Raw genomic sequence first — 11,618 nt, 5'->3', positions numbered from 1 at the left:
TAGATTCACTCTATTTCAAAGCGATCAACAACCAATTATTTTATAAATTTCTAAACAATCAAAAAACTAGCTTTGGATTCAACCAAGGCTAGTTTTTTTCTATATGTCACCAAAAAAATGTGCTACAAGCTGTTCATATTGCTGAAAGAAAGCAGGAGCGTGTTCCACGTCTTGAATAGCTTCTGCAACAGAGCGGTTATACCATTCTTGTTTCGCTCTTCCTCTCTTAAAGGCTTTCCACACTTCTTCACCCATTTCTTCATATTGCTTACTTAATGATTCTAAATTATCTAATTTATCAGCCACTATTAATGCTTTCACTTCTAAGGGAGCTGTTTTGACAACAGAAATCGTATGCTTCTTTCGATCCTCCCACGAAAGAGACTTATCCTCTGTATGATAAGCGACGATGGCAGCAACATCTTCTCCGAATTTCTCTTTAATATCTTCAATTGTAACTGACGTATCTTCTACAACGTCATGTAGTAATCCAGCCGCTATGACTTCATTATGAAAACCCGCTTCTTGCAATATTGCTGCTACTCTTTTTGGATGTTCTACATAAGGTTCTTTAGAATTTTTCCTAGTTTGTGTTCCATGTTCCTTCGTTGCAAAGCGACACGCTTCTTCTATTATGTCCATACTCATCACCTTCTTGTGAAAAACCGGTTATTCTATTTTATCCCGTTCGAACTGGCGCTAAGACTCCCACTTCAAAACGAAAGTAAAGCGAAGACGTTTAAGTGAGAATTCGGTTGGTTCAACTAATAATTGGTGGGCGATGGACGAAAGCCCCCACCGATTAAAGATTCACTTTATCAAGTTAAGATGAACTTGAACTCGAAGCTGCTGCAGATGCTGATATGGCAGCAATCATCACCACTTGTTGAGCGATCAACACACTTTGAATACTGTTTTGAACAGCTGCCTTGATAGCTGGTTGCGAACCGCTTTGGATTTTACAGTAAGTCACAAGTGCCATACTAAACATATTACGACCTGCTTTTCCTAACGACCAATTGCCAAATCCATCTTTAGTCGCTAACTCTTGATCTGTCTTTATAATCGTACGAATCACTTCGTCGCCACCACTTTCAATCATAGCTAATAGGGCTAGAATAGGCTGCGAATAAGAATCCAACTTTATTTTATTCTTCTTTAATTCACTCGCATATCGCAATAAACGATCACATTTCTCACTCACACTATCACTACTTAAAGTCAGCAAATGACTCATCGTTTGCAAAGCATTACCTTTACTAATGCCACGTCCGTTTAAATAACTATAACAAGCTTCCATCTCTTCGACAGCTGCCTCTATATCATCATGACTGTACGCTAAAATAATGGCTAACATATAGTCGTCATCTGAAGTTAACCAATAATGATTTTTCTTCATCAGTTGGAAGCAATGCAGTGCCTTTTCAATCGTCTTTGGCACTTCCACTGGCTGCAATTGTGTCGCTAAAAAATAAGCCACATATGGAAGATATACAGAACGTTTGAAACCTGCTTTCTTAAGTTCCTCATAATAGAAAATAGATTGATCAAAGATTTGTTGCGGTTTTTCGATACTTGTAAGTGCTGTTGCAATAAGAAATAAATTTGTACTGCGGAAATAGGAGAAAGAAGAAGTTTGAAGCTTCATATATTCCTTCATATCTTTCACTTGCTTCACATCTACTACTTGATTGTTTAATGCTAATTGAAACGCACCAAACTTGCGAATTAAATGGTTTTCCCATTTAAAGTTTTGCTTCATTTGCTGATCATTATCAATAAATAAATTTATCGTTTCAGTTATCATGTTACTCCTCCCATTTTTTTCTATTAATAAATGGAACATTACAGTATTCTAAAATGGAAAAAAGGTTGCCCAAAAACTTAGACAACCTTTATTGTATATTTATTATATCATTGTTTAGCGAAAAGGAACTGTGACGATATAGCCTGTATAATACATCCATTCTTTAAAGAAAAATGGTAGCTTTGTTTCCATTGACTGAAAAGCAGATGTTTGCGTTGGCGAAGAAACTACCTCTAAATCCATTTCCTGTGCTAATAACACAGATCGCTTCATATGTAATGGGTCACTTACTAAAATATATTTGTCAAAATCATATTCCCCACGATTGACTTCTTCTAAAGCATATTCTAGGTTTTCTTTCGTATACATCGATTTCTCTTCAATAATAATATGGTCTACATCGACACCATGATCGATCGCATAATCCATAGAAGCCTTCGCTTCAGACTTTACTTCACCAGGTGCTTTACCACCTGTAAATATTAAATAATCTACTTTACCATTGTTATATAAATCAATTGCATGATTAAGTCTTTCTTTCAGTACAGGCGAAGGTTTTCCATTCCAAGCAGCTGCTCCTAATACAATAGCAGCATCACTTTTCTCTTCATTATTTTGCAAGCTAAATGTATAGACACTTAAACCAGTATGTGCGAGAAATCCTACTACTATAATAAATATCCATTTTAGCCAGTTTACCCACTTAATCATACAAACCATTCACCTTTTAACCTTTTTTAAAATCACCTCTTCTATCATACATTGTTTGTTTATCAAAAATCTACACATTAACTGAAAATGTAAATTTTTTTTAATTAAAATGTAAAATACTTTTATAATTTACGAGCTTTAATGACTGTAAATAGTACACAACCATTAAATATGTGCATCTACCAATAAACCTTTACCTGTAATTTCAGGTGCTTTTACTACTAAAGGTAATTCTTGTTGCGGAACGTCCTTTTTATTGTTAACAACTTTCGGAAATTGTTTCTTTTGTTGTGGAGATTCTTCATGATTTTTTTTGCATAAAATAGCTCGAAATGTAGGATTCGTTTCTTGTACTGGATAAAATGTTTCTTTCTTCTCAGCTCTTTTAGCATATTGAATAAATTGATCTGGAGTAATTGGTAAAATGTAACCCATGTGATTCACCTCGTTTATACAATTTAATAGTGTACAATGAAGTCAATATTCAACTTTTTTATAATAGAGGGTTCATTAAATAATACCCGTTTTAAAAAGTAACAAACACTATGAATATAGTCTTTTTGTTCATACTATGATTTGTTATGATAAAGATTGACTACTTTTTACTATTCGGAAGAAGATTTGAGGGTAAATTCATGAAAACTGCAAAATTTCATCAAGAAATGATTGAGCTAGCGAATTTATCAGCTGAGCTCCTTCAACAGGCCATTGAACGCGGCAAAAAAGGTTTATTAACTTGCCCAGTTTGTGGAAATACAGTGCGACTCTACCTAGGTATAACTAAAGAACCACATTTCTATCATACAGAAAAAACAAAAGCACCTTGTGATTGTTCACCTATAAGTCAGCACCAACAAACGAAGCAAGATGCATATATCGAGAGAAACGGTTTTCGTTTACCTGCTTCACGTAGCATTACCAAAGAAATCGAGCCGCTTGCTTATAAACATTCGAAAAAGATTAGTGGAAATCCTGCATTCTCACCTAAAATTCCTAAAAAAAGTGAACAGAAGCATCCTTTCGTCATTGCTTTACAAAATCAAGGAGTTGTTCTCGACGATGATCAACTAGAAGCTGTGACAACTATTGATGGACCTTTACTTGTTCTTGCGGGTGCAGGTAGTGGCAAAACGCGCGTACTTACGGCGAGAACAGCCTTTTTGTTACGTGCAGCAAATATAACTGCTTCAAATATCTTACTCGTTACATTTACCGCGAAAGCTGCGAAAGAAATGAAAGAGCGTATGCTTAGTTATCCAAACATTTCACCAGCTGATGTAAATACATTAGTATCTGGAACTTTTCATAGTATTTTCTACAAAATACTACTGTTTCATGAACGTGAGCGTTGGCAGAGCACTTCCCTCATTAAGTTCGATTGGGAAAAAGAAAATATGCTAAAAACAGCAGGACGTGAAAGAGGACTTGATGATAAAGAGTTCGCTTATGATGGAGCACTTCAACAAATTGGCTTATGGAAAAATTCATTGCTTTTCCCAAATGATATACGACCTCAAGATAAATGGGAAGAGGACTGCTTATACTTATATAAGAAATACGAGAGCATCAAGAACGCATCTGGCAAATTTGACTTTGACGATATGTTAATTGGTTGCTATAAGCTACTAATCAATAATCCTGACATTCTTGAAAAATATCAACAACGTTTTCAATACATTTTGATTGATGAGTTTCAAGATATCAATAAAGTGCAATATGAGCTTATGAAAATGTTAGCTAAAATGTCTAATAACATCTGTGTAGTAGGAGATGATGATCAATCAATCTATTCGTTTAGGGGTAGTGATCCATCTTTTATCTTGCACTTCGAACATGATTTTCCAAAAACAAAAGTCATTAAACTAGCACAAAATTATCGCTCATCTCATGAAATTGTAGCTACCGCTAATCGTATCATTGTCAAGAATGAGAAGCGAAAAGTTAAAACAATGTTAGCTCAACATGATCAAGGAGCAGCTCCTGTTCTCTTTTATCCTCAAGATGAAGAGCAAGAAGCTACAATGATTGTTACGGACATCGCTGAAAAAATTGAACAAGGTGCGGACCCTAGTGAATTTGCGATTCTTTATCGTACACATACGATGTCACGAGCCATTTTTGAACGGTTAGCTGAATCCAACCTACCCTTTGTGATTGATCAAGATGCAGAAGCTTTTTATCAACGACGAACAATAAAGAGTATGCTAGCTTTTATTCGCCTGAGCTTAAATGAAGACGATATTGATGCGTGTGCAGACCTTTTACCAGCGTTATTCTTAAAACATAGCTTACTTCAAGAAATCAAAGCACAGATGATTTTACAAGATTGTAACGCTTTATCTGCGTTATCGAAAATTAAAACAGGGCATACTTTTCAAGAACGAAAATTAGCTAAGCTTCCATCTCAAGTCCGAAGCTTACAATCACTCCCACCTCTAGCAGCTTTAGAACGTATCGAAAAAGATTTAGGATTCACTGATTACGTAAAAAAACGTGGTAATGAAGGAAATAAAATGGAAAGAGGATCTGACGATGTTCGGAACTTAAAAGTCGCAGCCAAACGCTTTACTGATTGTGATTCTTTCATTCAACATGCCAATCATATGAGTGCAATGAACAAAGAAGTAAAGAAGTTATCTAAACATTTCCCTAAAGCTGTAACGTTAACAACCATTCACCGTTCAAAAGGCTTAGAATACAGCAATGTTTATATTCTAAGTGCAGTCGATGGTGGTCTTCCACATGACTATGCGATGGATGACTTTCGCAAAGGCAATAAACACGCTCTTGAGGAAGAACGTCGTCTAATGTATGTAGCGGCAACACGAGCTCAAAATCACCTCTACTTCTCAGTGCTCCAAAGCAGAGGTGGCAAAACCGCTTATCCGTCAAGATTTTTGTATATTTAACTCATAAAAAAGAGATCGTCTCAAGAAATGGGAAGCGATCTCTTTTTGATTAAGTACTTATTTCATTATTTTTTATTAATCATATTAGAAATGGTACCAAAATCAAGCTGCTTTCCGTCATTAACAATTGATTGCACAATCTTATCTTCCAACTCTTGATTAACTGGTTTACCAGCCAATTGCGATACTCGTTTTATTACACCTCGTACTGTAGTTTCGTCTTTAAAATTAGCACCTTGTAATGAATTCGCTAAATCAATAACATCCTTCATATTTACGCCCGTTTTCTTTTCCATGTTTTTAAAAAAATGAGAATCCATATTTGAGCCCTCCTTTTCTGTATGGTTATTGTATGAACTTCTTGTGAAAATGTTCCTGCTAGACAGCCATAAAATTTTTGATTTTTCATTCGACATTTAGAAAATGACATTTTCTCGTCCATACCAAATTCACCACAATTACATATGATAGGGTGAGATCATTTACAAGGAGGGTAATTCTATGCCTAAGAAACATAAGCACGAGTCGTCATCCAGCCATAATAACCGTAAACACCATCATAAAAAATGCAAAAAAAGACATTGTTGCAATAGATGTAATAACAATGATTGGATGTGGGGTAATTTCTCATGCTGGTGGTGCGATTGTGAAAGCAGCAGTTGCCGTTGCAAAAGTGAATCTAGTTCTAGCCGCCGCAGTGAAAGCTCTAGTCGTTGTAGCGAATCTAGTCGCCGTAGCGAAAGCTCTAGCAGCAGTAGCGAATCTAAACGTCGTAGCGAAAGCTCTAGTAGCAGTAGCGAATCCAGTCATCATGAAAGCAGTAAACATTGCCATAAAAGACATGGTCACTGGCTTGAGAATTGTTGGTGCGATTGCTGTTGTAGTACCGAAGTTAGAGTGTTTAAAATCAAATGATAAACATTTAATCCCAAAAGCAACCCTTTTGGGATTTTTCAATATATTGAGTGGCTTGTTCACAAAAAAATCCGCATTTAAAAACACTTAGAAAAAATCTCCAAGTGTTTTTATCCTCATTCAACTTTATGTAAAACATCCAAATAGCGACCAAAATAAAACGGAACAGCTCCCTGTTCCGTTTTAAAGTTTAGCAGCAGAAAGATGCTCCTACAATTATTAACAAAATAAACAATACAACGATTAATACAAATGTTGAACCATATCCGCCACAGCCACCGCCGTATCCGTATCCACCACAACCACCGCCGTATCCATAACCGTAGCCACCGTACATTCCCTTCACCTCGCTTTCGCTTAGCTCCTTTCTAACATATGTAAAAAGGCGGGAATTTGTATGGGCTCTTCCCCAGAGGCTGCAGCCTAAATTGTAAAAATATCAAGAATTACTCCTGAAGAAGATACTAACTCTTTGGCTTAAATATTAATGCCGCAATAAAACCGAAGATAATCGCAGAGGAAATACCTGAACTAGCTATTTCAAACATACCTGTTACAACACCAATAAGTCCGTGTGCTTCTGCTTCTTGCATAGCTCCGTGAACAAGTGTATTACCGAAGTTCGTAATAGGGACAGTCGCCCCCGCACCGGCAAAATCCGTTAGTGGTTCGTACCATCCAATCCCATCTAATATTGCACCAGCTACAACCAGAGAACTCAAAGTATGTGCGGGTGTTAGTTTTGCCACATCAAATAATAATTGACCTATAACACATATTAAACCACCTACAACAAATGCCCAAAAAAACATTGGCAACATCTATTTTCACTTCCTTTCGACCTATTACATTATTGCCACTCAATTGCTGCCGCGTGAGCAATACAGGGAATTGTTTCACCTTGTTGAAAAGATAATGGTGACAGTAATGCACCAGTGCTCACTAATAATATTCGACGATATGTGCCCTTCTTCATTTCATTTAACAAATGCCCATACAATACAGTAGCTGAGCAGGCAGCACCACTTCCTCCAGCAAATACTTCTTGTTTCTGTTCATGGCTATATATGAGCATGCCACAGTCTAAAAAACGCTCTTCATTGATGGTAAAACCTTTTTCTTGCAGAAGGTCAAACGCTATTTTATGTCCTATACTTCCGAGATCTCCGGTAATGACAGCATCATAATAATTAGGACCTAACCCTAAATCTTTATGGTGCGCCAAGATAGTATCTACTGCAGACGGAGCCATCGCTCCTCCCATATTAAAAGGGTCCGTTAAACCCATATCCACAACTTTACCCAATGTTGCTGCTTTCACTTTATGAATCGGATAGTCTACAATAGCACTGCTTCCTACCAATGCTACACCAGCTCCCGTAACAGTCGATTGTGCTGTCGGAGGCTTCTGACCTCCATAATCATTGGGGTAGCGAAATTGCTTCTCTACAGCTGCTTTATGGCTTGATGCGCCGGTTATTACTCGATTTGCACCACCATAATTTACGATAAATGAAGATAACGCCAACCCTTCCATAGAAGTTGCACATGCTCCAAACAAACCTATATATGGAATGCTATTTGTTCGCGCTGCAAAACTCGTTGGTGTAATTTGATTTATCAAATCACCTGCTAAAAAAAATTCAACATCTTCCTTTGAAACTTTTCCTTTTTGTAAGGCAATGGTGATCGCATCTTCAAGTAATTTCCGGTGAGCCTTCTCTAACGTCGTTTCATTCAAATAATTATCATCATATAAGAGATCAAAATCGTTTGCTAACAGTCCTTTACTTTCAAGCTTTCCTCCTGTTACTCCTGTCGCCAATATAGCAGGAGCATGTTTGAAAACCCATGATTGTTTGCCTGCTAACATGATCTATCCTCCTATCCCTGTCACAAGTGTCTTAATTAATGCCACAAAAAAAGCTGATACGACTCCAAATACAATAACTGATCCAGCTAATTTAAAAATATTACCTCCCACTCCAAGTACTAGCCCTTCTGCACGATGTTCAATAGCTGCTGAAATAACAGCGTTACCAAATCCAGTTACAGGAACAGCACTTCCAGCTCCACCAAGTTGCCCAATTTTCCTATAAATCCCAAATCCTGTTAACAACATTGAGATAAATACCATTGTGGAAACTGTTGGATTGCCAGCCGTTTGCTCAGTAAAATTAAAAAAATAAATGTAAAAATAAGTAATAAATTGTCCAATAAAACAGATAGTACCTCCGACAAGAAAAGCCTTTATACAATTTTTTAATAATGGTCGCTTAATCTCATCTTTTTTCTGCAGTTCTTGGTATTTTTCTTGTTTCGTCGTTAAGTCTTGTTTATTCATCACCCTAACTCCTTACGTCATTTCTTTTTTCAACTTTATGATTTTCCCGAACTCTTTCCTCGCTTTATCACGTGGATAGTTTTCATCTTTCAGACTTTCATTTAATTCAACTGCTTCTAGAAAAATTTTATAATCACTTGATACGGTAAAGTTATGATCCTTATATTTCTCTTCTAATTTTTTGTTTAAATCTTTTTCAATTTTTTTCATTTTAAACCGCTTCATATGTTTTACTTTATAAGCAACCAACACCCGTTTCTTCCCCGTAATAATGGCGGCATCATATATATCTGGAAAAGAAAGAACATATTTATGTAGTTCCTCTGCAAATTTAAACTCTTCAGGTGTTTCATATAGAACAGCTGGATGCGGATTAGTTGTTTTGAACAGCGCCATTTTGGCTTCCCCTTTCTTATTCGCCCCCTCACATCCCATAATGATAAAAACACCACAAATTGCTATCGCAATTAATAAATACCGTAATAAATCTTTCATCGTTTCACTCCTTACAACTTTCCTACTTCTTTATGATTTGCAATCAACGAAAAAATATAAGAAAAACAAAAAAAAGAATACTACAAGAGCATTCTTAATGTACAAGGTATCATCAATTAATAAGATTTCTTCTTCTTACCACAGCCACAGTCTTTTTTCTTTTTTTTATAATTTGAATCATTTTTTTGTTGCTGGGCCATTTGTGCTTGCTCATATGTTAGCTTATCTTGCTTCATGATGCACACCTCCCAAAAAACATTACAAATTAATGATATATAGTAACATATGAATAACGAACAAGCTTGTTAATTTCAAACGCCTATAATGGACAAAATTATTCATCAATATAGTGCTGCACCAATGTTTCTAATATTGCAGCGAGCCCTGCCACTGCTAAAACAACAATTACAGGACCAGACCAATATGAAAAAAAATAAGACAAACAAACGATAAAGATCGCAATCCAAACTCCTGTACACCAATAACAATTTAAGAGTTGACCAATAAATCCCTTTATTCCTTTCTTCTTTGGAACAATATATGTCTCTATTTCGCCTTTCTCATTCTTTCCATCTTCTTCTTCAAAAAAAGGCTTTCGTAAAAAAGAAGTGATTTTATCATATACAATCAATCGTGTTAAACGAAAACTGGCTAATGCTAATAAAATAAAATCTAACAGTGAATCAATCATTGGTATCCTCCGTATTATATTCGCTCACAGGCAATTAAGTAAAAATAGGCGTGTAACTCATTCATTTTGAGACGGTCCTTCATACTCTGTAAGGGATAGGAGTCAAATAATTTTCTAGGAGGAATACGAATGAGTTGTGGACATAATGAATTCTCAAGCGACTGTGTATGCTCTACGTTAATATCTGTAGCTGAAGCTCAAGAAAGAGTTGAAGAAGATTGCAGAACTGGCTGTATGCAGTCTATTGACGAACTCAAAGGTCGTTTAAAAATGAGAAATTTCGATACAATTCCAGTTCTATTGTCATGCAATTGTAATCCATTCTCAGCTGCAGGTGCTATAAGAAGTCACTGTGGTGAAAAAATGTTCAACGTAGTAAGAAGCTTCTTATTCCGTGTAAATTTTGTGGATGAAGATACTTGTTGTGCTACGCTTGAATTATTAAAACCAGTGAAGTTACATCGTCATCATGATGAAAGTGATGAGACTAGTCATAGTAGCGATAGCAGTTCTCATCATGATCATTCAGATTGCTGCGAAACTGCCTACGATGAATTTTTAGAAGCACTAAACAGTGCTAAGAAAATTGTACGTACTGGCATTTGTATTACTGTAGATTTAAAAGCTATTACAGCAGCTACTTGCTTACCACCAATTCACACTAACCAAACTTTCTAATAGGGTGAAGGCTACTGATTTCAGTAGCCTTATTCTTTTATATTCGTAGGCTCCCTATAAATATTCCACTTGAATAAAATCGATATCTTCCATTTTTATCTCGATGATCTCAACCTTTCTCCCAGATAAAACTTTGACATTATATAACTCACCTTTTTTTCTCTGAACCTGTCCCTGCACAACCTTTCCATTAATACTCATTTTACATGTAGGCTTAGGTACAGCCGGAGGCATTCTAGCTAAAAATGTAACGATTTCCTCCTTCGACATAGACGAGAACTTTTTCTTATTATTATTTTTTCTTACTCTTTTCGGTTGAATTTTCTTCTTTACATGATGTACATCCATTGTGTTTCCAATATTCCGAATCACATCGTCTTGAGTTTGAATATCCGATTCATCAAGATTAACACTTGTATCTATTTCAACTACTACTACTTCTTCAGATTGTACAGCTACTGCTTTATTCTCTAAAGTTTGATTTTGAAATTCTTTCTCTACTTCAACAATTTTTGAAATTTCTTCAAGATGAATTCCCCTTTGTTCTACTTTCATTTCATTTTTCAATTTTTCGTCCGCTTGCATTTCCGCTGGAATAGAAATTTCTTCTTCCAAATGAAGCTCTTGTTCACTTACTATATTCACCAATTCAAATTCTTCCTTCGATAGGATAACATCGTCCTCAATACTTTTCGCATTCACTTCTACCATGTTCTCGATTTGTCTAACACGTTTAGATTCATTCTTTTCCATAACTACCTCCACTTCAGTATTTACGCTCGCTTCAACCTCTCCAACCTTTATACTTACTTCTTCATCTTCGATTTTCACACTGACTTCTTCTTTCCCAATCTTTACGCTTGCTTCCTCATTAACCACTAAACCTTCTTCCTCTACTTCCAGCGCTGCGTCTGCCTCTACCTCTTCATCCTTTGTTCTGGCTTTTTCTTTAATTTCGGCTTTGACTTCTTCTGCTTCGATCTTTGCATTTACTTCTTCTACTTCGATCACTGCACTTTCTTCTTTCGCTTTGATCTCTTCACTTTCTTCTTCCGCTTTGATCTCTAC

15 protein-coding genes are annotated in these 11,618 nt (G+C 36.1%); 3 read left to right on the top strand and 12 right to left on the bottom strand.

The annotated features are described in order from the left end of the window. Positions 1-99: 99 nt before the first annotated feature. From V7014_RS16910 to V7014_RS16895, 4 genes are all read right to left on the bottom strand, one after another. A complete protein-coding gene (locus V7014_RS16910; RefSeq protein WP_335508610.1) occupies positions 100-642 on the bottom strand; it encodes an HD domain-containing protein in 543 nt (180 codons plus the stop codon). Positions 643-823: 181 nt separating this feature from the next. Beyond that, on the bottom strand, positions 824-1,807 hold the full coding sequence (locus V7014_RS16905) for a DUF4003 family protein (RefSeq protein ID WP_335508609.1): 984 nt from the start codon (positions 1,805-1,807) through the stop codon (positions 824-826). Between the two features lie 114 nt (positions 1,808-1,921). Continuing rightward, positions 1,922-2,518 (bottom strand): YdcF family protein, encoded by a 597-nt coding sequence (locus V7014_RS16900; RefSeq protein ID WP_335508608.1) that lies wholly within the window; start codon positions 2,516-2,518, stop codon positions 1,922-1,924. A 165-nt stretch (positions 2,519-2,683) separates the two neighbouring features. Further along, complete coding sequence (locus V7014_RS16895) at positions 2,684-2,953, bottom strand: hypothetical protein (RefSeq protein WP_335508607.1); 270 nt, start codon at positions 2,951-2,953, stop codon at positions 2,684-2,686. Between the two features lie 200 nt (positions 2,954-3,153). On the opposite strand from V7014_RS16895, the gene V7014_RS16890 reads away from it, so the two are divergent. Then, positions 3,154-5,427: a UvrD-helicase domain-containing protein gene (locus V7014_RS16890; protein WP_335508606.1), complete on the top strand. Its 2,274-nt coding sequence runs from the start codon at positions 3,154-3,156 to the stop codon at positions 5,425-5,427. A gap of 65 nt (positions 5,428-5,492) precedes the next feature. Here V7014_RS16890 and V7014_RS16885 read toward each other — a convergent pair whose 3' ends face one another. Next, complete coding sequence (locus V7014_RS16885; protein ID WP_335508605.1) at positions 5,493-5,747, bottom strand: stage VI sporulation protein F; 255 nt, start codon at positions 5,745-5,747, stop codon at positions 5,493-5,495. A 284-nt stretch (positions 5,748-6,031) separates the two neighbouring features. On the opposite strand from V7014_RS16885, the gene V7014_RS16880 reads away from it, so the two are divergent. Next, on the top strand, positions 6,032-6,433 hold the full coding sequence (locus V7014_RS16880) for a hypothetical protein (RefSeq protein ID WP_335508604.1): 402 nt from the start codon (positions 6,032-6,034) through the stop codon (positions 6,431-6,433). 99 nt (positions 6,434-6,532) lie between these two features. On the opposite strand, the gene V7014_RS16875 is transcribed toward V7014_RS16880, so the two are convergent. From V7014_RS16875 to V7014_RS16850, 6 genes are all read right to left on the bottom strand, one after another. Beyond that, positions 6,533-6,679, bottom strand: coding sequence for a YjcZ family sporulation protein (locus V7014_RS16875; protein ID WP_335508624.1), 147 nt, complete (start codon positions 6,677-6,679; stop codon positions 6,533-6,535). Positions 6,680-6,806: 127 nt separating this feature from the next. Further along, positions 6,807-7,163: a stage V sporulation protein AE gene (gene spoVAE, locus V7014_RS16870; RefSeq protein WP_335508603.1), complete on the bottom strand. Its 357-nt coding sequence runs from the start codon at positions 7,161-7,163 to the stop codon at positions 6,807-6,809. Between the two features lie 29 nt (positions 7,164-7,192). Then, positions 7,193-8,215: a stage V sporulation protein AD gene (gene spoVAD, locus V7014_RS16865; protein WP_335508602.1), complete on the bottom strand. Its 1,023-nt coding sequence runs from the start codon at positions 8,213-8,215 to the stop codon at positions 7,193-7,195. 3 nt (positions 8,216-8,218) lie between these two features. Then, entirely contained in the window at positions 8,219-8,686 is a 468-nt protein-coding gene (gene spoVAC, locus V7014_RS16860) for a stage V sporulation protein AC (RefSeq protein WP_335508601.1), read from the bottom strand. 12 nt (positions 8,687-8,698) lie between these two features. Further along, positions 8,699-9,181, bottom strand: coding sequence for a sporulation protein (locus tag V7014_RS16855; protein WP_335508600.1), 483 nt, complete (start codon positions 9,179-9,181; stop codon positions 8,699-8,701). A 334-nt stretch (positions 9,182-9,515) separates the two neighbouring features. After that, positions 9,516-9,872: a DUF1360 domain-containing protein gene (locus tag V7014_RS16850; protein ID WP_335508599.1), complete on the bottom strand. Its 357-nt coding sequence runs from the start codon at positions 9,870-9,872 to the stop codon at positions 9,516-9,518. Positions 9,873-10,001: 129 nt separating this feature from the next. Between V7014_RS16850 and V7014_RS16845 the strand changes: the two genes are divergently transcribed. After that, positions 10,002-10,550, top strand: a complete 549-nt coding sequence (locus V7014_RS16845; RefSeq protein ID WP_335508598.1) for a CotY/CotZ family spore coat protein — start codon at positions 10,002-10,004, stop codon at positions 10,548-10,550. Between the two features lie 54 nt (positions 10,551-10,604). Here the strand turns inward: V7014_RS16845 and V7014_RS16840 are convergent. Then, a partial coding sequence (locus V7014_RS16840) for a hypothetical protein (RefSeq protein ID WP_335508597.1) occupies positions 10,605-11,618 on the bottom strand: 1,014 nt, incomplete at its 5' end.

This window comes from Bacillus sp. JJ722, assembly GCF_036963345.1.
In the GTDB taxonomy this organism is placed as follows: domain Bacteria; phylum Bacillota; class Bacilli; order Bacillales; family DSM-1321; genus Bacillus_AD.
This window is presented reverse-complemented; position numbering and strand designations above follow the sequence as displayed.